The organism is Paenibacillus validus NBRC 15382 (assembly GCF_004000985.1).
Lineage (GTDB): Bacteria > Bacillota > Bacilli > Paenibacillales > NBRC-103111 > Paenibacillus_G > Paenibacillus_G validus.
On the sequence record NZ_BIMH01000002.1, the window covers coordinates 201747 to 223768 of the forward strand.

Annotated in this window: 20 protein-coding genes; all 20 read right to left on the minus strand. The window is 57.5% G+C overall.

What is annotated here, in order from left to right; genetic code table 11:
* Window positions 1-8: 8 nt before the first annotated feature.
* The 20 genes from PVA01S_RS02865 to PVA01S_RS02960 all read right to left on the minus strand — a co-directional run bounded on the left by PVA01S_RS02865 (window position 9) and on the right by PVA01S_RS02960 (window position 21941).
* Window positions 9-671, minus strand: a complete 663-nt coding sequence (locus tag PVA01S_RS02865) for a chromate transporter (protein WP_127605009.1) — start codon at window positions 669-671, stop codon at window positions 9-11.
* A gap of 446 nt (window positions 672-1117) precedes the next feature.
* A complete protein-coding gene (locus PVA01S_RS02870) occupies window positions 1118-2305 on the minus strand; it encodes an MFS transporter (RefSeq protein ID WP_244932877.1) in 1188 nt (395 codons plus the stop codon).
* A gap of 134 nt (window positions 2306-2439) precedes the next feature.
* Entirely contained in the window at window positions 2440-2907 is a 468-nt protein-coding gene (gene lspA, locus PVA01S_RS02875; protein WP_127605011.1) for a signal peptidase II, read from the minus strand.
* A gap of 41 nt (window positions 2908-2948) precedes the next feature.
* Complete coding sequence (locus PVA01S_RS02880) at window positions 2949-4286, minus strand: DRTGG domain-containing protein (protein ID WP_127605013.1); 1338 nt, start codon at window positions 4284-4286, stop codon at window positions 2949-2951.
* 328 nt (window positions 4287-4614) lie between these two features.
* Complete coding sequence (locus tag PVA01S_RS02885) at window positions 4615-5628, minus strand: LacI family DNA-binding transcriptional regulator (RefSeq protein WP_127605015.1); 1014 nt, start codon at window positions 5626-5628, stop codon at window positions 4615-4617.
* Between the two features lie 76 nt (window positions 5629-5704).
* Window positions 5705-6520, minus strand: coding sequence for a 5-deoxy-glucuronate isomerase (iolB, locus tag PVA01S_RS02890; protein WP_054800169.1), 816 nt, complete (start codon window positions 6518-6520; stop codon window positions 5705-5707).
* 34 nt (window positions 6521-6554) lie between these two features.
* Entirely contained in the window at window positions 6555-7604 is a 1050-nt protein-coding gene (gene iolG / locus PVA01S_RS02895; protein WP_054796333.1) for an inositol 2-dehydrogenase, read from the minus strand.
* Between the two features lie 13 nt (window positions 7605-7617).
* The gene (gene fba, locus PVA01S_RS02900) at window positions 7618-8505 is read right to left on the minus strand and encodes a class II fructose-1,6-bisphosphate aldolase (protein ID WP_054796332.1); all 888 of its coding nucleotides are present in this window, start codon (window positions 8503-8505) and stop codon (window positions 7618-7620) included.
* Between the two features lie 37 nt (window positions 8506-8542).
* Window positions 8543-9988, minus strand: a complete 1446-nt coding sequence (locus tag PVA01S_RS02905; protein ID WP_127605017.1) for a CoA-acylating methylmalonate-semialdehyde dehydrogenase — start codon at window positions 9986-9988, stop codon at window positions 8543-8545.
* Between the two features lie 50 nt (window positions 9989-10038).
* Entirely contained in the window at window positions 10039-11049 is a 1011-nt protein-coding gene (gene iolC, locus PVA01S_RS02910; RefSeq protein WP_127605019.1) for a 5-dehydro-2-deoxygluconokinase, read from the minus strand.
* 7 nt (window positions 11050-11056) lie between these two features.
* The gene (gene iolE, locus PVA01S_RS02915) at window positions 11057-11989 is read right to left on the minus strand and encodes a myo-inosose-2 dehydratase (RefSeq protein WP_054796329.1); all 933 of its coding nucleotides are present in this window, start codon (window positions 11987-11989) and stop codon (window positions 11057-11059) included.
* Between the two features lie 21 nt (window positions 11990-12010).
* Window positions 12011-13876, minus strand: coding sequence for a 3D-(3,5/4)-trihydroxycyclohexane-1,2-dione acylhydrolase (decyclizing) (gene iolD / locus PVA01S_RS02920; RefSeq protein ID WP_127605021.1), 1866 nt, complete (start codon window positions 13874-13876; stop codon window positions 12011-12013).
* 399 nt (window positions 13877-14275) lie between these two features.
* A complete protein-coding gene (locus PVA01S_RS02925) occupies window positions 14276-15457 on the minus strand; it encodes an MFS transporter (RefSeq protein WP_164751713.1) in 1182 nt (393 codons plus the stop codon).
* A 112-nt stretch (window positions 15458-15569) separates the two neighbouring features.
* Window positions 15570-16028, minus strand: coding sequence for an SRPBCC family protein (locus PVA01S_RS02930; RefSeq protein WP_127605025.1), 459 nt, complete (start codon window positions 16026-16028; stop codon window positions 15570-15572).
* A 183-nt stretch (window positions 16029-16211) separates the two neighbouring features.
* A complete protein-coding gene (locus PVA01S_RS02935) occupies window positions 16212-16937 on the minus strand; it encodes a glycerophosphodiester phosphodiesterase (protein ID WP_127605027.1) in 726 nt (241 codons plus the stop codon).
* Between the two features lie 40 nt (window positions 16938-16977).
* The gene (locus tag PVA01S_RS02940; RefSeq protein ID WP_127605070.1) at window positions 16978-17790 is read right to left on the minus strand and encodes a carbohydrate ABC transporter permease; all 813 of its coding nucleotides are present in this window, start codon (window positions 17788-17790) and stop codon (window positions 16978-16980) included.
* 24 nt (window positions 17791-17814) lie between these two features.
* Complete coding sequence (locus PVA01S_RS02945; RefSeq protein ID WP_127605029.1) at window positions 17815-18711, minus strand: carbohydrate ABC transporter permease; 897 nt, start codon at window positions 18709-18711, stop codon at window positions 17815-17817.
* Window positions 18712-18819: 108 nt separating this feature from the next.
* A complete protein-coding gene (locus PVA01S_RS02950; protein ID WP_127605031.1) occupies window positions 18820-20160 on the minus strand; it encodes an ABC transporter substrate-binding protein in 1341 nt (446 codons plus the stop codon).
* A 100-nt stretch (window positions 20161-20260) separates the two neighbouring features.
* Entirely contained in the window at window positions 20261-21166 is a 906-nt protein-coding gene (locus PVA01S_RS02955; protein ID WP_244932878.1) for an HAD-IIA family hydrolase, read from the minus strand.
* A gap of 220 nt (window positions 21167-21386) precedes the next feature.
* Entirely contained in the window at window positions 21387-21941 is a 555-nt protein-coding gene (locus PVA01S_RS02960; protein ID WP_054800343.1) for a glycerol-3-phosphate responsive antiterminator, read from the minus strand.
* Between the last annotated feature and the right edge of the window lie 81 nt (window positions 21942-22022).

Consider the following 22022-nt stretch of genomic DNA (forward strand, 5'->3'; position numbering starts at 1 on the left):
CCTCACATTCAGATGCCGTCGGCAATGTAATAATCGGCGTAAGCCGGTACTTTAGGCGCAGAGCTTCCATCCGCTTCCGCCCCGGTATCCGCGTCTTTGTTCAGACGAACGACCATGCCCAGCTTTTGTTTCACGATAACGAAAGAGATGCCTGCCCAAATGCCCGAAGCGATCAGAAATAAAGGATGGATCGATGCGGAAATCAGCAGCATGACGGTACAGGCCGCGGATAGAAACGTCGTCATGTCGTAAACGGCGTTGCGGCCCATTCTGTAGGCGGCAACAAGAATGAGACCGAACACGGCAGCATGAATGCCCTGCAGCGCCGCTTCGATCTTCGCATACCCGCCGAAGACGGCGTACCCGGCGCTTAGCAGTATCGCAATGATAAACGTCGGCAGCGTGATGCCTACGATAGCGGATGCCGCTCCCGGCATTCCGGCCAGCCGGTAACCGATGAACGCCGCAGCGTTCACGCCGATGCCCCCCGGGGCCGATCCGGATACGGATAGCACCTCGGACATCTCATGCTCTTCGATCCATCGGCGCTTGACCGTCACCTCCCGCTCGATAACGGGAATCATCGCATAACCGCCGCCGAACGTGACGGGACCCATTCGCAGAAACGTATAAAATAATTGCCCTAATAGGCGAAGTCGACCCGTTGTCATATAGCCCGCCCCCTTACAACGATGGCTCATCGTGTTGTTGACTCTATTATACTCCACTTTATTTCGATTTGGAATAAACTTTCGCCGGGTTTCCTATCACTTCTCTAAATATATCCTATAAAATCAGCTTATGCTGCGAAGAGGCCGTGTATTTCAACGCCTCTTTTCCGATGTGCTTTGTTGAATTAATTTCAAAATGGCGTTTAGTTTGCGGAGCTGAGGACACCGGGCAGAATTATCATCTAAAATAAGCGAAAAGGGTGCAGGGGGTGGGTGCGGTGGCCTCGACGGGCTGCGGTGGGACGCGGTCGGCCGGCCGTGATGCCTCCACGGGGGCGATGGGGAAGGTACAGCGCGCGGACATGGAGGGGCGGATCCAGCGGTTGTCGCCAAGGCTTCGAAACGAGTGAACGACTGCCGTTCCGCTATTTGACGGACGGACGCCTTCAAGCCTCTATCTTCAGCTTCAGCGCGCCAAACAGCACGAACAAATAATACAGGGCGAGCAGGCCGAGTATACCGGCGCTGGTCAGCACGCTCATGGCGGGGCTGAACCGGTCGGCGATCCATCCGCCCAGGACCGGACCGATCATGACCCCGATGCCTTCCACGCTGGAGAAAAGCCCCCAGCCCAGCCCTTTTTGCTCCTTCGGCACGTATTGGGCAAGCACCGCGTTCCAGGCGGGGAGCACCGCTGCATACGAAATCCCCAGCACCGAAGCGACCAGCAAGGCCATGCCGAGGGAGCGGGTTAAAGTCAATCCGAAAAGCGCCAGGGCAAAGGCGGAATAGCCGAGCACGATAAACCAGCGTTTCCCGAAACGGTCGGATAGCTTCCCCATCGGAATTAAGCCCAGCATCGTCAGGCCGCCTCCGGCAATGAGCACCAACGAATACTGCGAGTAGCTCAGACCGAGGTTCGATGCGGCAAACCCGGGCATGACGGGAACGAGCATGCTTGCTGCGGTCGTCTGCATCATCATCCCGGGCAGCAGCGCCTTCATCGCGCGCAGCCGCTCCCCCAACAAGGAAAGCTGCCGCCGGAGCGAAAGCTGCCCGGTTACCTGGTCTTGACCGGCGGCGCCGAGCCAAAGCGACAAGACGAGCGCGGCGCCCCACAAGCCGATCATCAGCCAATACGCGGCCGTATAGCTGCGGTCAAGCAGGAAATTGATCGCGACGGGGCCTGAACCGAGTCCCGCCAGCCAGCACGTATAGATGACGCCCATGTGCGACGCCCGCCGCTTCGAATCGACCCGGCTTAAACCGCCGAGCCATACCGGCGATATGCCGACGCCGAACAGGGCCGCGGCGAGAGCCAGCAGCCATAACGCAGGGGCGGCCAGCATCATGAGGAGACCGGCGAGCGAGCATGCAAGCCCGATCGGGGCGATCAGCCGAAGCGAGAAGCGGTCGAGCAAATACCCGGCGCCGCATTTGATCAGCGTATCCGTGACATAGTGTACGGACACCGCAATGCCGACGCCGGCCGTCGACAAGCCCAGCCGATGAACGCCGTATGCAGGCAGGAAGGAAATGAGAAAAGCGCCGCGCACGAATTCCACCAGAAACAGAATCGCCGCGTATAAGAGCATGTTTGCTTTAGCTTGAAAGGGAACAGCGGTAACGTTCAAGAGATTCACCTGCGCTTTGCCGGTTTTCCCTTAGAATTCCCTCCACTTTCAGCATTATGCCAATCTTTCCTTGCGCTGCGCCTCGCCCGCCCATCATGGCCGGGTATCGTCCAGCCTTCATCGGATGACGAGCCTTACGTTAGAGGATTGCTCTTACGTCCTCGGCGACTCACAATGAAATCCCGCACGGCATCGGCCAAGAGCAGCAGGACGCCGACTTGAATTGCGATATCGGCCAAGTTTAATATCCCGCGGCCGTTATCCACAAAATCGGTCACCCATCCGAACACCGCCCGGTCGATCGCGTTGCCGATCGCGCCGCCGACGAGAAGCGCGGCTCCCGCCTCGGCCATACCGTTCTTGAGCTGCCCCTGCTTGCGGGCATAAGCCATGTAAAGAACGAACAGCACGGCCGGAATAATAAAATAACGGCCATAGCCCTGGAAGGTGCTTCCTGCCGCTCCGCTGTTGCGATAATACGTAAAGTGAAGCACTTCCTGCCAGATGACCAAGGTTTCGCCCAAGTGCATATGGAAGCGCACCCAGAGTTTCGTCGCCTGATCGATGCCTATCGCCGCGATGACGATCCCGTAATACCGCATCCCCGCTCCCCCATTCCTCTTCGCAGACCCCGGTCTTCAGCCTATACCTGGTCCATCAAACGCGCTGTGAACATCGACTTGGCCATTCGCTTGCCCTCGTGATAAATCTCTACCTCGATCTTACAAAACCTGCGGCTGAACTCAATGATCATCGGGAAAATTTCAATGGTGCTGTCGATCGGAATCGGCAGCAGGAAATAGTTCGAGGAACTGTCCAGAATCAAGTTGCCCCGGTTCTGGTCGCGTACCGTCCGCAACGCCGCCTGATTCATCAGTGTCGTTAATACGCCTTCCGACACCATCCCCGCATAGTTGGTCATGCGGGCGGTGACGGTGCCGCGGAAGCAGGGCCTGCCGTCGGGCTGACGAACCTTCTCGAATCCGGACCAGATGAGATCTTCGATCGTCTCGCCGTTCTGCGGCTGGGTTTGGATATACTGCATCGCTTTCAGCACGTCCTTACGGCTGATCACGCCGATCATCTTGCGGTTATGATCGATCACCGGAATCAATTCGATGCCTTCCCAAATCATCGTATGGCTCACCGAGGCGACGGAAGTATTGGCGCTGATGGTCAGCGGATTTTTCGTCATGTAGGCGTGAACCTTCTGCTCCGGCTGCGCACGCAGCACATCCTTCGTCGTAATAATGCCGACCGGGCGGTTAAACTCATCCACGACGGGAAACCGCGTGTGCCCGTGTTCGTCGACCAGCTTCTGCATATCGTTGACCGTATCTGTGACGCGCAGCGAGTACACCGGGCTGTCCGTACGGATGATGTCCTGGACGAGAAGAATTTTTTTCTTGATCAGACGATCGTAAATGGCGCGGTTAATCATAGTCGCCACCGTAAACGTATCATAGCTGCTCGATATGATCGGCAGCTCCAGCTCGTCCGCCAGCTTCCGGGCCTCTTCATCCGCATGAAAGCCGCCCGTCACGAGAACGCCCGCCCCTTGCCCGAGCGCATACAGCTGGGCCTGGCTCCGGTTGCCCACGATCAGCAGATTGTCCGGCTCGATATAACGCTTCATCGCTTCAAGCTGCATGGCGCCGATAACGAATTTGTTCAGCGGCTTATGCAGCCCGGCGGCGCCCCCGAGCACCTCTCCGTCCACGATGTTGACGACCTCCGCGAACGTTAATTTATCAAAATGCTGCCGCTCCTTCTTATCGACACGGATCGTCCCGATTCGCTCTTTCGTCGTGACGAGCCCCAAATTTTCCGCTTCCTTGATAGCACGGTAGGCCGTGCCTTCACTCACTTCAAGCATTTGGGCGATTTTCCGTACGGAAATGCGGGTGCCCGCTGACAAATTTTCGATATGATCCATAATTTGCTCGTGTTTCGTTAGAAAACCTTGAAGCCCGTCACTCATGCTCGCTCCCCCACCTATCCGATCCATACTCTGTTACATTCTGTTCCACTGTTTTCATTGTAACACATTGGCAGTAGCACCTTGCAACTCACCTGGAGTGAACGACGGGCAACGGGAGCGTGGAGCGGCGCATGTAATCGAATAAACCAAGAAGGGTTGGGGAGCATCCCCAACCCTTCTTGGTTATATACGCTGCGGCCGCCAATGGAGCGGGCAGCAAGTCGATTGCGCAAGCGGGCGCTCGGGCGGCACACTAGCGCAATAGCGGAACCACGACCTGCGGTATTGTCCGATTCCGTACCTGCTCGCGCGATAACCCGCGCGCCCGTTATTCGTTCGAAGGCGCGGCCGTCGATCGCCGGGTCACGAGCTCAGGCTGCAGCACCGTTCGCCTTGAGCCGCCCTCTTCCTTCTTCAGCTGGCTGAGCAGCAAATCGACGGCCAGCTTGCCCATCTCCTCGGTCGGCTGGGAAACCGTTGTCAGCGGAGGCTCTGTGACCGTCGCCAATATCGTATTGTCGAAGCCGACAATGGACAGCTGCTCCGGCACGAGCAGCCCGAGCTCCTTCGCCGCCTGCAGCGCACCGATTGCAAGCAGATCGTTGCAGCAAAAAATCGCCGTCGGACGTTCCGCCCGCTGCAGCAGCTCCGTCGCTTTGCGCTTGCCGTCCTTGACCAGGGCGTCGCCGCTTGCAAGCACCCGATCGTCCGGCAAATCGATGCCGGCCTCCGCCAGCCGCTGCCGGAAGCCGCGAATCCGCTCCCGGCTGCTGCTTACCTTGAGCTGCTCGGCAAGCACGGCCAGCCGGGTATGGCCGAGCCCCAGCAGATGCTCCGCGGCAAGACGGCCGCCGGCGAAGTCGTCCGTGATCACCGTCTGCACGTCGTGACCGGGCATTTCCCGGGCGATCATCGCGATCGGGATCGAATTCTCAAGCAGCGGCTTCAGCATTTCCTTGTTGTCCATCCCGGTTCCGATGATCATGCCGTCAACGCTTTTTTGCTGCAGCAGCGATAAATAACGTTCCACGCGCTCATCCTTGTTGTCCGTGCTGCAAATAACAAGGCTGTAGCCGAGACTGTGTCCTTGATCCTCGACCGCCCGCGCAATCTCGGCGAAGAACGGGTTGGAAATATCGGGCACGAGCAGCCCGAGGGTGTAGGTCTTTTTGCCCGTCAGGGCGGCGGCAATGACACTCGGCTGGTAGTTCAGCCGCTCCATCACGCGCATAATTTCAGCCCGCCGTTCCTCGCTGATCTTGCCCTTGCCGTTGATGACTTGCGATACGGCCGCTATCGACACGCCGGCTTCGCGCGCGACGTCGTATATGGTTGCTTTCATGTGGATTCCCCGCTTGTCGGATTTCCTTCTATTATGCGCAGAAGGAGAACAACATGCAACCGCTTTGCGTGCCCGTCTAGGTACGGGGCTTCGTCATGATCCAAGCGTGGTCGGGGTCGTTATGAAATTTCCACACTCGCGTCGGTCCGGCCATGACGTTCAAGTAATACACCTCGTAGCCCGGAGGAGCGGATACCGGATGGTAACCTTTCGGCACGAGCACCGCTTGCCCGTCCTGGACGATGAGCGTCTCGTCAAGCGAACGGTCGTCCGTGTACACCCGCTGAACCGCAAAGCCTTGCTCGGGCTGTACGCGGAAATAATAAGTCTCCTCCAGCAGCGATTCGTCCGGCAGCGCATCCCGGTCGTGCTTATGCGGCGGGTAGCTGGACCAGTGTCCGCTCGGAGTGAACACTTCCACCACCAAGAGACTGTCCGCCGGCTCCTGCTCTGGCAAAATATTATGAACCTGCCGCTCGATGGACCCGTACCCGCGCATTTCCACACCGACTTGCTCCGGCGCGATTAAACGGGCGGCGTGCCCGCCCCGGCCCGGCGCCTCGCAGACGGCCAGCTCGACCGCCGTCCGCGCAGTCACCTCGTAGCGGTCGTCGTTCGGCACGTAAACCGAATACGGCGGCGTTTTCTCAAACACGCTCATTCTCCGACCGATACCCGGCCATGCTTCATGCGCCGTTGCAACGTCTGCGATGCCGCTCAGCAGCACCAGGCACACTTCCATGCTGCCGGTTTCCCGGCGGAGCGTCTGGCCTTCCGCCAAACGCACCACCTGAAAGCCGACATAGTCCCACTGCGCCGACTCCGGGGTGATGTTCAGTACCACGCCTTCCCGATCCGGCGTCTGTTCCGGTTTTACGATCAGCTTCGACATGTTCGCCTCTCCTTTCTTTCGTTAAACCGTTTCCTTAAACCGTTTCCTTCAATTGCTCCGATTCCAGGAGCCCGATCGCCTCGGCCGTCTTCACCGGACGCCCCAGCTTGTAGGACAGCTTGGCCGAGAGTGCGATCAGCTCCGCCTGCAAGCCGTCATTCCCGTCCACGATCAGCGGGCTGCCGTTCGTCAAGCTCTCGATAAACAGCTGCGTCTCTTCGATATAAGCCGCGTTGTAGCGCTCGAGGAAGAAGTGCAGCGGCTTGTCGCGGACAATCCCTTCCGCCGTGCTGATTTCCGCCGTATTCGGATGGTCGTTGGATACCGCAACGCTGCCCTTCGAGCCGAAAACTTCCACCCGTTGATCATAGCCGTACACAGCCTGGCGGCTGTTGTCGATGACGCCGAGCGCACCGTTCGCAAAGCGCAGCGTCACAATCGCGGTGTCGAGGTCGCCAAGCTCGCCGATCACCGGGTTGATCAGCACGTTGCCCTGCGCATACACTTCCTCCACCTCGCTGCCGGATACGTAGCGGGCCATGTCGAAGTCGTGGATCATCATATCCATGAAAATGCCGCCGGATACTTTAATGTAATCGGGATGCGGCGGATTCGGATCGCGGGACGTAATTTTCACAATATGCGGGTCGCCGATCGTACCGCCCTGCACGTGCTCGCGCACGCGTTTGAAGTTATGGTCGAAGCGGCGGTTAAAGCCGATTTGCAGCTTCACGCCCGCTTGCCGGACCGCCTCCAGCGCCTCCACCGTTTGATGAATATCCATGCTGACCGGCTTCTCGCAAAAGATGTGCTTGCCCGCCTGCGCCGCCTGCTTGATTAAAGGCACATGCGTATCGGTCGTCGAGCAGATGAAGATTGCATCGATCTGCGGGTCGGCAATAATGTCGCCGCTGTCTTTCGTCACGCGCGCGATGCCGCGATCCGCCGCCCATGCTTCCAATTCCGGGCCGGCGAATAGATCGCTGACAGCCGCAATTTCCGCTTGCGGCAGCCTTAGCAAATTGTCGGCATGAATTTTGCCGATTCGGCCTGCGCCGATAATTCCGATTCTGATCTTGTTCACGATAGGTCTCCTCTCAATTAACCTGCTTAGCCTGCTTACCTGCTTGCCCTGAACTGCCGAATAAACGCATCTTGGCGATAACGGAAGATTTGATCGCCTCCCGCGCCGGAATCAAATAGTTTCGCGGATCATACGCATCGGGTCGTTCATTCAGAAAGGCCCGGATCGCCGCCGTACACGCCATTTGATTGTCGGTATTGACGTTGATCTTGCACGTGCCGAGCGAGATCGCCTGCCGGATTTCCTCATCCGGCAGCCCGCTTCCGCCGTGCAGCACGAGCGGCACCCCCGTCATGCGCTGGATGACGCCCATCCGCTCGAAGCCGAGCTTCGGCTGTCCGCGGTACGGGCCGTGCACCGAGCCGAGCGCCGGGGCGAGACAGTCGATGCCCGTCTCGCGTACAAGGCGCGCGCACTCGTCCGGCACGGCGTACATGCCTTCCGCCTCGTCGACGACCAGGTCGTCCTCGCGTCCGGTAATCCGGCCGAGCTCCGCTTCCACCGTAGCTCCCAGCGCATGCGCCGCCTGCGTGACGCGCTGCGTCACGTCGATGTTATGCTCGAGCGAATGGTGTGACGCATCGATCATGACCGACGTGAATCCGGCATGCAGCGCACGCAGGCACAGCTCGTACGTCGAGCCGTGGTCCAGATGCAGCGCGACAGGTACGGTGACCCCGTAATGGTCAATCAGCGACTTGACCATCCCCACAATGCAGGGGAGGCCCCCCATGTAAGGGATGTACGCCTCGCTGACGCCCAGGATGACCGGCGCCCGCTCCTCCTGGGCGGCCTGCAAAATCGCTTGCGTAAACTCCAGGTTATTTAAATTAAACTGCCCGACCGCATAGCCGCCTTCCAAGGCGCCAAGCAGCATCTGCTTCATCGAGACGAGTGCCATAATGTTCTCTCCTTCATGCGGGCTAAGGTCACTGGACTTACCAGCGGGCCGTCAACATTTTCTTACGGGTATAAAATTCCACGCCGTCGGTGCCGTTGGCGTGCAAATCGCCGTAGAACGACTTTTTCCAACCGGAGAACGGGAAGAACGCCATCGGGGCAGGAACGCCGAGGTTGACGCCGAGCATCCCCGCATCGATCGTTTCGCGGAACTGGCGAACATGGCTGCCGTTCTTCGTGAACAGGCAGGCCCCGTTGGCAAAGTCCGAACGGTTGGCCAGCTCAATCGCTTCATCCAACGTAGCGACGCGCACGACCGACAACACCGGTGCGAAGATCTCATCCTGCCATATTTTCATCTCGTCCGACACCTGATCGAAAATCGTCGGTCCGACGAAGTAGCCCTCTGTGTGACAAGCGGCGTCCTGACGGCCGTCGCGAACCAGCAGCGCGCCTTCGTTCACGCCGGTCTCGATATATCCGATCGTCCGCTGCTTGTGCGGTCCGCGAATGACCGGCCCCAGGAACACGCCTTCGTCCAGGCCGTTGCCGATGGTGATGGCATTAGCCGCTTCGACAAGCCGGTTCACCAGCGTATCGCCGATCTCGCCGACCGCGACAACGACGGAGCACGCCATGCAGCGCTCGCCCGCGGAGCCGAACGACGCGTTGATGATCTCTTTCACCGTCAGATCGAGATCGGCGTCCGGCATGACGATCGAGTGGTTTTTGGCGCCTGCCAGCGCCTGAACGCGTTTGCCGTGAGCGGATGCGGTTTTGTACACATACTCTGCGACCGGCTGGGAGCCGACGAAGGATACCGCGCGAACGTCCGGGTGCTCGAGGACCCCGTTTACGACGTCATGCGCGCCATGTACGATGTTGAGCACGCCTTCCGGAAGTCCGGCTTCCTGGAACAGCTCCGCGAGCCGGTTAGCCAGCAGCGGCGTGCGCTCCGACGGCTTCAGCACGAACGTGTTGCCGCAGGCGATCGCGAGCGGGAACATCCAGCACGGCACCATCATCGGGAAGTTGAAGGGAGTAATCCCCGCGACGACGCCTACCGGATACCGGTACATGCCCGACTCCAGATTGGACGCGATATCGGGAAGCTGCTTGCCCATCATCAGGTTCGGGGCGCCTGCCGCGAACTCCACGCACTCGATGCCCCGCAGCACTTCGCCGTACGCTTCCGTATAGCTTTTGCCGTTCTCCTTCGTCACAAGCTGCGCCAGCTCTTCCCAATGATCGACCAGCAGCTGCTGGTACTTGAACAAAATGCGGGCGCGGCGCGGAACCGGCGTTCGGCTCCATACAGCGAACGCTTCCTTCGAATTTTGTACGGCGCGGTCCACGTCTTCTTTCGTGGAAAGCGGTACGTAAGCAAGCACCTCTTCGGTAGCCGGATTATAGACGGGCTCAGTTTTGGCGGATGCGGATTCGACCCAGACGCCGCCGATCCAGTTTTTTAACGTAATGGTCATGGAAAAAAAATCCCCTTTCGCTCGTTAGGTTGCCGTTCGTTATCAGAAGCTTAAGAAGCCGTCACTTCACCGCGGTTGCAGCGTTCGATATAGTCGTGCACCTGCTCGGCTGTCGGCATGGCGTCGGAGCAGCTGTGGCTGGAGATCACGATGCAGGCTGACGCACTGCCGAAGGCCATGCTCTTCTCGAGCGTCCAGCCCTGCATGACGCCGTACAGGAACCCGGCCGCGTACGAGTCGCCCGCCCCGAAGGTTTTGACGACGCGAGCCGGATAGCTTTGTGCCCGATGGCCGACACCATCCTGCGTATAGGCGATGGAGCCTTCCTTGCCGTGTTTGATGATGACGATTTTGGCCGAGTAATCAAACCATTTGCCCGCCGTCACGGCGTCGCTGTGCTCCGGATTCGCATCGAACCGCTCCATCATATCGAACTCCTCGCGCGTGCCGAGCAGGATGTCGCATTTCTCGGCGGCGAGGTTATAGTAGACGGCCGTTTCTTCCGGCGAAGTCCACGTGTAAGGCCGATAGTCCAGGTCGAAGACGATGACCGCGCCGTGTTTCTTGGCATAATGCAGCGCCTGGAACACCGCTTCCCGCGACGGGCTCTGGGCGAGCGCCGTCCCCGAGATCAGCAGCACCTTCGACCGGGCGATCAGCTCTTCGCTCACCTCGTCCGGCGTCAGCTTGAGGTCGGCCACGTTATCGCGGTACATCAGGATGCTGCAGTCGGTCGGGCTTTTAATCTCCGTAAAAGCAAGCCCCGTCACCGCCCCGGTCCGGTCCGTGACGACGTTCGACGTCTCGATCCGGTTGCGCTGCAAGTAATCGGCGATGAAGCGGCCCATTTGATCATCTGCGATCTTCCCGATAAATGCCGTGCGGAGCCCGAACCGCGCCATCCCGATCGTAATGTTGGCCGGCGAACCGCCGACGTATTTCGTGAACGTCATCGTCTCTTCCATCGGACGGTTAATTTCGTTCGCATTTAAGTCGATGCAGAGCCGCCCGATGGCGACAAAGTCCAGCGGCTTCTCCGCCGGAAATGTGACATAGGTCATCGCTTCGCTACCTTCTTTCCTTGGAAATAAGAGATTCGATATGCGCGATCGCCTTCTTCGCATATTCGTAAGCCGGATGCACGACGGGGTCCTGCTCGCCTTCGAGCATCGCCCAGCCGTCGTACCCGCGGGACAGCAGTTCCCGGAAGATCGGGGTAAAATCAAGGCAGCCGTCGCCCGGAACGGTAAATACGCCCTTGCGGATACAGGTGACGAAATCCGCCTGCTCGGCCCTTGCCTGATCGAGCACCTCCTGCCGGATATCCTTCAGGTGAATGTATGCGATCCGGTCGTAATACTTGCGCAGCACCTCCAGCGGGTCCGCCCCGCCGTAGTAGGCGTGGCCGGTATCGAACAGCAAGTACACGAGCTCCGGATCGGTCAGCTCCATCAGCCGGTCGATCTCTTCCGGCTGCTCCACCACGGTTCCGCCATGATGATGATACGTCAGCTTAAGGCCATACTCCCTGGCGATGGCACCGGCGGCGTTCAACCCTTCCGCAAGGCTCTGCCAGCCGGCCTCGTCCAGCCGAAGCACTTCCTTCTCGTTCGGCGTACGGCGCGGATCGAAATGCAGCGATCCTCCGATCTCGCACGTGCTGATGACTTGACTGCCCATTTCTTTCAGAAACTCGACGTGTTTCCGGTACGCTTGCAGCTCGCTCTCGCGGTAGGACGGGTCGGAGAACAGCACCGACTTCCACTGCGATACGAGCCTGATGCCCCGTCGGGACAGCTCCGCCTTTAATACCTCCGGATCGGTCGGATATTTGCGCCCCATCTCCGTCCCGGTTAAACCAAGCGCCGCGATTTCGTCCAAAATTTGTTCATATGTCGTATCCGCGCCGTGCTCTTTCACGTCCTCGCCGACCCAGTTGATCGGATGAATGCCCAGCTTAAAAGGCAGCACTGGCTTTTGCTGTTGCTCAGGATTCGGCATGCCCGGACTCCCCCTTTTCCGTTATATGAGTTTAACCGCTTGAATACGCGCATTCATGCGTTCGCTTGCTTGCTTCACCTTGTCGCTGACGGACACTTCCGGCACGCCGACGTTCCACCACGACTCATACCCGTCCGTGTTCGTGCCCGGTACGACGGGAATTTCGATCAGCGTCGTGACGGTTTCACCTTTTGCCCGCAGCAGTGCGTCCTTCAGCTCTTCCGGCGTCGTCGCCTTGTAAGCCTTCGCCCCCAAGCTGCGCGCATGCGCCGTAAAGTCGATCGGCAGGTAGCCGCCCGTCAGCCGGCCCGTTTCGTTCGAGCGGTAGCGGAATTCATTGCCGAAGCCGTCGCTGCCGTGGCCCCGCTGCAAGTTATGGATACACTGGAAACCGTGGTTATCGAACAGCAGCACCGTGATTTTGCGTCCTTCCTGCAGACTGGTGACGAGCTCGGAGTGCAGCATCAGGTAGCTGCCGTCGCCCACGATAGCGTACACCTCACGGTCCGGCTCGGCGAGCGCCGCGCCGAATGCACCGGCAATCTCGTAGCCCATGCAGGAGAAGCCGTATTCCATGTGATAGGTCTTCGGCTCAACCGGCCGCCACAGCCGGTGCAGATCGCCGGGCAAGCTCCCTGCCGCGCATACGATGACCGAGGTCGGCTCGATCGTCTCGTTGATCACGCCGAGCGCCCGGGTTTGCGCCAAGCCCGCTTCGTGCTCCGCCGCGTACAAGCGGTCGACCTCCCCGTCCCATTGCGCCTTCTGCGCCGCAATGTCCCCTTCGGCGTAACCGCTGCGGTAGGCCGACGCCGCCAGCGCTTCGTGCAGCGCGCGGAGCGCTTCCTTCGCATCGGCGGTCAACGCGACCCCGTTCAGCTTCGCCGAATCGAAGCCGCTGACGTTCACGTTGACGAACTGCACGTCCGGGTTCCTGAACGCCGATTTCGACGACGTCGTAAAATCGGAATACCGCGTGCCGACGCCGATAATGAGATCCGCCTCCTGCGCCAGGCGGTTGGCGGCCAGCGTGCCGGTTACGCCGATCGCTCCGACGTTCAGCGGATGATTCCACGGCAGCGAACTTTTGCCCGCCTGCGTCTCGGCTACCGGAATGCCGAACGCCTCGGCGAATGCCGCCAGCTCCGCCGTCGCGGACGCGTACAGCACGCCGCCGCCGGCGATCAGCAGCGGCTTGCGCTTGCCGCGCACCAGCTCCGCCGCACGCTTCACCGCATCCGGAGCCGGCGGCCGCCGGTCGATATAATGCACCCGCTTTGCGAAGAACGACAGCGGGTAATCGTAAGCTTCCGCCTGTACATCCTGCGGCAGGGCAAGCGTCACCGCGCCTGTCTCGGCCGGGTCGGTCAACACGCGCATCGCGTTCGGCCCGGCCGTCAGCAGCTGCTCGGGACGTGTAATCCGGTCCCAATATTTGCTGACCGGCTTGAACGGATCGTTCGCCGAGACGGTATAATCGCCGGCCACCTCCAGCTGCTGCAGAACCGGGTCCGGCTGGCGGGTCGCGAAATTATCGCCGGGCAGCAGCAGCACCGGGATGCGGTTGACCGTGGCAGTAGCCGCCGCCGTGACCATGTTTAAAGCCCCGGGGCCGATCGATGACGTGCAGGCGTAAATTTGGCGGCGGTTGCGCTGCTTCGCGAAAGCGGTTGCAGCATGAACCATGCCTTGTTCGTTTTTGCCTTGTACATACGTTAAGGCGCCGGCGCTGCGTTCGAGCGCTTCACCGAGCCCTGTTACGTTGCCGTGACCGAAGATTCCCATCACGCCTTGCACGAACTTCGTTTCAACCCCGTCCATCGAAACGTACTGGGCATCCAAAAACCGGAGCAAGGCTTGTGCCATCGTAAGACGAATCGTGCTCATAAATCGTGAAACTCCCTTCTACATGAAACTTTTTTATTGGGTTAAGCGCTTCACCTCTATTGGCTCAAGCGCCGTTCCCATCCGGGTTAAGCGCTTAATCTGATATTACTACATTTATTTGCTTTCGACAATCCTTTTTTTCCGCCTTCCGGATGGAAATCAGTTGCGGACGCCTTCCTCCCTACCGGATAACGTCCGCACCAACGGTCAGCAGGAGCAGTGCGCAGGCGGGCTAACCCCCCGCCCCGGTTGGAATACGGACAATCAGGCTTTCCAGCCTCGGCCCGGGGGCCATCCGGCATTCCTGCGCCCATACTCCCCATCGTTTGGAAGCGGACAATACCGGGCACACGGCAGCGCGCAGCCGTACGCTCCCGCTGCCGGTCTATCCAAACACAGTCACGATAAGGAGCCTCGAGCCCGTAAACGCGCCTCGTGCCGTTCCAGCCCGATGAAGCCGCTCCCGGCGAGCACAGCGAACAAGGACGACGCATAGGGCATCGACAGCAAGCCCTGGTAATCATACAAAAAGCCGTTCATCACGTTGCCGAGAATACCCGCCAAGGCGATGACGGCTGTGAAGACGGCAATGCCGGTCGTTCGGGAACGCTCCGGTATCGAGCGCGCGATGTAATCCATGGCCGCAGCGAAATACAAGCAGAAGGTGCAGCCGTGCAGCAGCTGCGTACTGTAAGCCGTCGCCATCCCGGGGAACGCCCCGAGCAAGCCCCACCGCAGGGCATACAGCAGCCCGGCTGCGGATAGCGTCCTTAAGGCGCCGAAGCGCGCAACGACCGTGGAGGCGTAATAAAAGAACGGAAGCTCGCAGACCGAGCTGATGACGTTGGCGATGCCGATCGCGCTTTGCGTTCCCCCGACGTCGTGAATGTAAATGCCGAAGAACGAGCCGTAGAAGCTGTTTGCCACCTGCAGCAGAAACGCCATCAGCAGAAACAAGACGAACGGTGCCGAACCCAGTCCTCGGGGGCCTTGAGCTCGGCCGGTTCTGTCGGCGGAAGACGGTGAGGCGGTCTTCAGCCTCAAGGTTACGGCTATCCCGAGCAGCAAAATCAACGCCGCAGTCAGGAACAAGCTTCCCATCGGCAGCCGCCACAGTACGGCGGTGGCGATCATCCCGCCGACGCCGTAACCGACCGAGCCCCACACCCGGAGCCGGCCGTACTGCCCGGAGGCGGTTTGCAGGTAAGATAGCGTCATCCCGTCCAACAGGGACGGATAGGCGTTAATGAACAGCGTAATCAGCACTAAAACGGCCACGGTCAGCAGAAGCTGCCGCATGCTCATAAAGAGAATCAGCGAGAAGGCCGCTCCGCCCAGAAGAATGGCCATCACGGCGACGGTTTTCCCCCATCGGTCCGACAGCCACCCCCAAAACAGCGGAGAGATGACCCCAATGACGGGCAGCAGCCCCATGGTGCTGCCGATCGCCACCCCGTTCATGCCCGATTGCTGCAAATATAGCGCCAAGTACGGCATGTAGATGCCGACAGCGGCGTAGTACAAAAAGTAAAGTTGACTCAGTCGGCGTTTTTCAGCCCCGGCTCCGTTCCCAACGGTCATGTTGTCGTACCTCCGAAATTGTTTACTAGGTTTAGGCGAGCCGGATTTCAGCATACCCGATCGAGTCGAAGGTCGACCATCCTCGTGATTCACAAAGCTCACCGCTCGTGATTTACTTCGCCTTAGCCTTCTCCGTAAGCCTTGCCAGCACCTCTTCCCAATACAGCTTCATCTGTTCCCGCACATTCGCATCCTTCAGCTTTTCTTGATGAAAGCTGATCGTCGTCCTGCCGCCGGCCGCAGCCAGTAAACGAATTTGCAAAGTCGAAGCTTGCTCCCAACCTGCTCGCTGCCACGACAACCGGAGCTGTTCGAGCGGCTTTACGATCCGCAGCTCGCCGGACGTGCCTTCTTTGGAGAAGAAACGCTGCCCGGGTTCCAGCTGCAAGGCGGACAGCCCGCCCAGCCACCAGGATAAGCCCTCCGGCGACGTAAGCAAGCGCCATGCCTGCTCTTGGGGCAGCGGCAGCGTTCTTCGAACCCCCACCTGGAAGCCGACCGACGACGTTTGACCGACGGGCTTCCGAGCTTGATGTTCCGAATACCCGTTGTCGATTCTCGGGTTGGTCATCCGACAATCCTCCTTTTTTTTGGGAAGATATAAATTGTAATTAATTTACCATAAGGGGCGGCATTAGACCATCACTTTTAACTACCGCGGACTTTGAAAAATAAAAAAAAGCCGGCGCCTGAGCAACATGCGCAAGTTTACGCTGTTACCAGGCACTAGCTACTTTCGTGCTTATCCATGCTCCTAACTTTTCAACAGGGCAGGGTGATCGGTGATGATGCCGGAAACCCCGCAATCCAGCATCCGGCGCATCGCAGGCTCCTGATTGACCGTCCACACGATGACATGCTTGCCATGCTTGCGAATGGCCTCGACGTCTTCCTGTTCCACCATCCCGTGATACAGCGACACGGCGAACACATCCAGCTCGAAATCACGGATAAGCGAGAGCGGATGAAGCGGCTTGAAGTCGTAAACGAGACTGATGCGCGCTTCAGGCGCCTGCTGCTTGATCCGGTGCAGCAGCTTGTGATCGTAGGAGGAGAACAGCACGGAATCGAGCCGTCCGTTCTCGCGGAGAAGCTTGATCGCCGCCTCTTCCAATCTTCCGCCGCAGCTCATCTTCAGCTCTATATTTAAGCCGATCTCAGCCGGCACCAGCTCCAGCACTTCCTGCAGCAGCGGAATTCGTTCGCCTGCAAAAGCCGGGTCAAACCAGGAACCGGCATCCGCCCGGCGGATTTCCTCCAGCGTCAGCTCTGCAATCGCTCCGCTCCGGTCCGTCGTACGGTCGAGCGTTTCATCGTGACAGACGACGACATGCCCGTCGCTTGTCAAATGAATATCCAGCTCGATGACATCGCATTGCTGCAGGATCGCCTGCCGGAATGAAGCGAGCGTATTTTCCGGCGCTTCCCCTGACGCCCCCCTATGGGCAAATACCCATGGCGTGTTACGATTCCAATTCATCCCGATCATCCTTCCATCCCTCTTCTCATGTTTCGTTCTTTTACTTTAATCCGGAATGCATGAAGCTCTCGACAAACTGACGCTGGAAGACGAAAAATACGAGCAGCAGCGGCAGGATAACCAGCAGCGTCGCCGCCGTTACGGTTCCCCACTGGGCTCCCGTCTCGAACGATTGGGCGAATATGGCGATGCCGACGGTCAGCGGCCGGGTTTCCACCGAGTCGGTTACGATAAGCGGCCACATGAAATTGCTCCAGTGCGTACTGACCGAGATGAGCCCGAATGCGATATAAGTCGGTTTCGCCGAGGGCAAATATACATGCCACAGCGTTTGCCACCATTTGGCTCCGTCCGCCTTAGACGCATCGTCCAAATCAAGCGGAATTTGCTTGAACGTCTGCCGCAGCAGAAACACGCCGAACGAGGAAGCCCAATAAGGCAGCATAATTGCCAGCTTGTTATCAATCAAGCCGAGCTCTTTCATCGTTGAATAATTCGGGAAAATCAGAATGTCCGGCGGAATCATGATCTGCGTCAAGAAGAGAATAAAGACGACGCCCTGTCCGATAAAACGCAACCGTGCAAACGCGTAAGCAGCCAGCGTAACCGTAATCAGCTGCACCGCCAAAATGCCGGTAACGATCAAAATCGTGTTCGAGTAGTACCGAAGAAACGGAATGGTCGTCCATGCCGATATATAATTGGCAAACGTCGGATGTTCTATCGCGAACGGATTGATTCTTGTGATGACTTCGCTTGAGGGAGTAAACGATGTGACAACGGTCCAAACCAGCGGAACCAGAAAGGCCATCCCCAACAATACGATAATGGAACGGTTGATCGCTCGTGCCACCATAGAAGAACTCCTTTCTTCTTCCTAGTAATGGATCCGTTTGTCCAGATAGGCGTAATTGAAAACGGAAATAACAAGCAAAATAACGAGAAGCACGACAGTCAGCACGGACGCCTTGCCCATATCCCAAAAGCTGAACGCCGTCTCATAAATATGGTACAGCAGCAAATTGCTCGCGTTATTGGGGCCTCCCTTTGTCATGATGTATAAGTGGTCGACCAATTTAAAGGAGTTCGTTGTGGCAATCACCATGACGAACAGCGTTGTCGGCATCAAGAGCGGAAAGGTGATCTTGCGAAAAGCCTGGAAGGGACTCGCGCCTTCCATTTCCGCAGCTTCGTACACTTCCCTCGGCAAGTTCTGCAGTCCTGCCAAATAAAAGATCATGAAAAACCCCGCTTCCTTCCAGATGATCATGACGATCATCGACAGCATGACCCAATCCGGATCGCCCAGCCAATTGTACCCCGTCAAGCCGAAGACACCGATAAATTTATCCAACAATCCGTAGTCGGGCGTATAGATAAACAGCCAGATGTTGGCGATCGCAATCATCGGTATAAAGGTCGGATAAAAAAACGCCGCGCGCAGCAGACTTGTCCCCTTCAGCTTATTGTTGATCCAAACCGCCAGATAGAGCGCCAGCAAAATACTTACCGGCACGGTGCCAAGAACGAGCAGTAAATTGTTGGCGAGCGCCTTCATAAACACATCATCCTGAAACACCTGTACATATTGGTCGAAGCCGACGAACTTCCTTTCGGACAAATTCGAGCTGTAGAAGCTTACATACACCGATTTAATCGTCGGATAGAAGGTAAACAAAGCCAGAAACACAAGCGAAGGAAGAAGCAGCGCGTAAGCGAAGCCGTTCTCTCTCCAGTTGATTTTTCGTTTGGCGCCCGGCGCGCATTGTATCATTCGAATCCCCCTTTTTCTACGTCCTGCTTGTTCGCGACTGCCTAACGGACGGGATTACTACGGCACCTATGCCGTGATAATCCCGTCCGTTTCGGCTGTGATTGACTGCTACTTCTGGAAGCTTTTCAGAATTTCGTCAGCCTGCTGCTGGGATTTATCGAGCGCTTCTTTAGGCGTCATTTTACCGAGCAGCACAGCCTGAATATTGTCGTTAAACAGCTTGGTCACTTGCCCGTTTTGGTACGTCGACAGTTCGCTGTCCGCATACTGCAGCTGATCTCTCGCCACAGCCGCCTGCGGGAAATCTTTCACGTAATTTTTCAGCAAATCGGTTTCATAGGAAGCCTTCGTCGTTCCGACATACCCCGTATCGATCGACCATTGGGCTACCCGCTCCGGTTTCGTCAGAAACTCGATAAATTTCACCGCTGCTGCCTTGCGCTCTTCCGGAATGTTTTTGAACACGTACAGATTGCCGCCTCCTGTCGGAGACCCGTATTGCTTATTAGCCGGCAGGAAAGCTACGCCGAAATTGAATTTCGCATCCGTCTTCACTTTCGTTAGATTGCCTGTCGTATGGAACATCATCGCGGTTTTGCCGCTGATAAAATCGGACGGTACGGTCGCCCATTCCAATGTGCCTTCAGGCATGACTTTATCCTTGCGTCCGAGGTCCGTGTAGAACTGCAGCGCTTCCTGCACTTCCGGTTTATTGAAATAGACCTTCTTGCCGTCGTTCGACATGATGTTCGTGCCTGTTTGCAGCGACATCGCCTGCAGCATCCAGTATTGATAGCCGGTGCTTGGAATTTCAATGCCCCACTGCGTCACTTTACCGGATGCGTCTTTGACCGTCAGCTTGCTGGCGGCTTCCTTCAGCTCGTTCCAGTTGGCAGGCGCCTTGTCCGGATCGAGTCCCGCTTTCTTAAACAGATCCTTGTTGTAGTACATCACGATCGTACTGCGCTGGAACGGAACGCTCCATACGGTATCGCCGGACTTGGTGTTGCCCATGAACGCTTCATAGAAGCCGTTAAAATAATCTTTGGAAAACCGCGGCGTCAAGTCTTCGATCGCATTCATCGAGAGCAGGCTGTATAAGTCGGTAGACAAGAGGACCGCGATATCCGGCGAATTACCGCCCTGCACAGCCGTCGCGACTTTCGTCATCGTATCCTGGTAGCTGCCGCCGTAGACCGGCTTCACGGTAATGTTCGGATTTTCCTTATGGAAATCGTCGGCCAATTTATCGATCAGCTTCGTGATCGGACCGCCGACGGCTACCGGAAAATAAAACTGCACGTCTACCGGCTTATCGGCGGCTTTGGCCGTTTCGGCCGGACTTGAGCTTGCGTTCCCGTTCTGTGCTGCAGGCTTGTCGGCTGTTCCTTGGCCGCAAGCCGACAGGACGAATGTTGTCGCAAGCACGGATAGCAATACTTTTTTCATAGATAAATTCCTCCCTAAATTTCTGTTTTATGTAGATCCTTCGCCTAATGAAGGTTACTGCCGGTATGATCCAGCTCGGACAATCCCTTGATGCAGCGTATTAGCTGGTACCGCTTCTTCCGGTATATAGCCGCTGTTCACCGATAATTTCACTTAACGAAGCGAGTACGTAATCCGGCTCGACGCCCGTCAGCATGATGTCTTTGCGCGAATCGGCTCCTGTCAGCACAAGCGCCGTATACATGCCGCTCGCGTTGCCGAAGCGGATGTCGGTTTCGATCCGGTCTCCGACCATCAGACACCGTCCGGGGTCGACAGACAGCTTCTCGAACGCCTTTTCCGCGTAATAGGCGGATGGCTTGCCGATCACTTTGAACGTCTCTCGTAAGCTCGCCGTCTCCAGCGCCTTCACCAGCGACCACGTATCCGGAATCGCTCCGTCGTCGATCGGGCAGAACGGGTCCGGGTTGGCTGCAAGGAGCAGCGCCCCATTGCGAAGGGCATTCATGCCTTGAGTCAGCTTGTCATACGTAAACTGCCTGTCCAATCCGACCAGCACATGCGTTGCGCTCAGCGCGTCTTCGGTCGTCTCCACGCCGTACCGTTCCAGCTCCAGCTTCATGGCCCGCTCGCCGATCATGAACACCTTGGCGCCCGGCTCATGCTCCCCGAAATACAGTCCGGCCACGCTGAGCGCCGTCATAATTTCATCCTCGCTGCATGCGACCCCGAGCTGTTCAAGCCGCTGCTGCACCTCTTCGATGGTGCGAATCGTCGTATTCGTCACGAACAGCAGCGATTTCTCCTGTTCGCGAAGCCTGTTCAGCGTAGGCAGCACGCCCGGCAGTATCGAATTGCCGGCATACACAGTGCCGTCCAGATCGAACAAATAACCTTCGAATTGATTCAAACCGGCGGGGCGCTTCTTTACCCGCCCTTCTTCCTTGGCGCCATCCCCTGTGCAAGGCTGGAACCCGTTCTTCTGATGCGTCCCCTGTTCTGTCACCGCTCTACCTCTTTCCAATAAAAATAACCCTTGTCCGAAAATGTAAAATAAGCGTCATCGGACACATCGCACAGATGCCCCGGCTTTTTTTTACATTTTACTGAACAAGGGTTTTCTCCTGTTCTCAACCCATCGTAACCAGCAAATATGTTCGATATAAACTTAGTATAAGGCAGTTTTGTCAAGGGACGATAAAATCCGTTCATAGGTTTTGTAAATTTCAGCGTGCAAATGGGTGCTTCCACATGGACGGATCACCGCTGGAAATAAAATCTGCGCCGCTTTCCAGCGCAGCCCTGATTTCCTCCTCGTAACGGATCAATCCCCCGACAATCAGCGGCTGCTTGATCGTGTTCTTCAGCTCGCGAATGACCCTCGGCATTAACCCGGGCATAAGCTCGACCTCATCCGGATGTGATCCCGCAATCATTCGAACAGCCGTTTGAACGGCCGCAGTGTCAATGGCAAAGATGCGCTGAATGCTTCTGATTCCCGCCTGCCTGGCCGCAGCGACCGCGTTCGACTTCGTCGTTACGATGCCGTCCACCTTGAACTTCGCTGCCAAATATTCGACGGTATGCGCATCCCTGCCCAAACCCGAAACCATCTCCAAATGGACGTAAACCTGTTTCCCTGTTTCATGAATGTGTTGAATAATCGATTCCAGATTGCCGATATGTCCTGCCATTAAATTCACGCGCGTGACGCTGCTTTCCAGCACTTTCGAAATTTGCTCCTCTTTCGTAACCGAAGCGATGATCGGATAATTGCTCATGCGTGTGCACCTCCAAGGCTTGCTTACTACCACTATACCCTTCGATTGTTTGCGGAGTGTTAATATTCAAAAGTCCCCACC

What these genes read in the sequence shown, in the direction of transcription:
- iolD (WP_127605021.1), bottom strand. Translation starts at nt 13,876, where the DNA reads ATGAGCACGATTCGTCTTACGATGGCACAAGCCTTGCTCCGGTTTTTG.
- PVA01S_RS02925 (WP_164751713.1), bottom strand. Translation starts at nt 15,457, where the DNA reads ATGACCGTTGGGAACGGAGCCGGGGCTGAAAAACGCCGACTGAGTCAA.
- PVA01S_RS02960 (WP_054800343.1), bottom strand. Translation starts at nt 21,941, where the DNA reads ATGAGCAATTATCCGATCATCGCTTCGGTTACGAAAGAGGAGCAAATT.
- PVA01S_RS02880 (WP_127605013.1), bottom strand. Translation starts at nt 4,286, where the DNA reads ATGAGTGACGGGCTTCAAGGTTTTCTAACGAAACACGAGCAAATTATG.
- PVA01S_RS02930 (WP_127605025.1), bottom strand. Translation starts at nt 16,028, where the DNA reads ATGACCAACCCGAGAATCGACAACGGGTATTCGGAACATCAAGCTCGG.
- iolE (WP_054796329.1), bottom strand. Translation starts at nt 11,989, where the DNA reads ATGCCGAATCCTGAGCAACAGCAAAAGCCAGTGCTGCCTTTTAAGCTG.
- PVA01S_RS02935 (WP_127605027.1), bottom strand. Translation starts at nt 16,937, where the DNA reads ATGAATTGGAATCGTAACACGCCATGGGTATTTGCCCATAGGGGGGCG.
- iolB (WP_054800169.1), bottom strand. Translation starts at nt 6,520, where the DNA reads ATGTCGAAGCTGATCGTAAAACCGGAACAGACGCCGGATCGGGAAGGC.
- PVA01S_RS02945 (WP_127605029.1), bottom strand. Translation starts at nt 18,711, where the DNA reads ATGATACAATGCGCGCCGGGCGCCAAACGAAAAATCAACTGGAGAGAG.
- PVA01S_RS02885 (WP_127605015.1), bottom strand. Translation starts at nt 5,628, where the DNA reads ATGAAAGCAACCATATACGACGTCGCGCGCGAAGCCGGCGTGTCGATA.
- lspA (WP_127605011.1), bottom strand. Translation starts at nt 2,907, where the DNA reads ATGCGGTATTACGGGATCGTCATCGCGGCGATAGGCATCGATCAGGCG.
- fba (WP_054796332.1), bottom strand. Translation starts at nt 8,505, where the DNA reads ATGGCACTCGTCTCGATGAAGCAGATGCTGCTTGGCGCCTTGGAAGGC.
- PVA01S_RS02865 (WP_127605009.1), bottom strand. Translation starts at nt 671, where the DNA reads ATGACAACGGGTCGACTTCGCCTATTAGGGCAATTATTTTATACGTTT.
- PVA01S_RS02950 (WP_127605031.1), bottom strand. Translation starts at nt 20,160, where the DNA reads ATGAAAAAAGTATTGCTATCCGTGCTTGCGACAACATTCGTCCTGTCG.
- PVA01S_RS02905 (WP_127605017.1), bottom strand. Translation starts at nt 9,988, where the DNA reads ATGACCATTACGTTAAAAAACTGGATCGGCGGCGTCTGGGTCGAATCC.
- iolC (WP_127605019.1), bottom strand. Translation starts at nt 11,049, where the DNA reads ATGACCTATGTCACATTTCCGGCGGAGAAGCCGCTGGACTTTGTCGCC.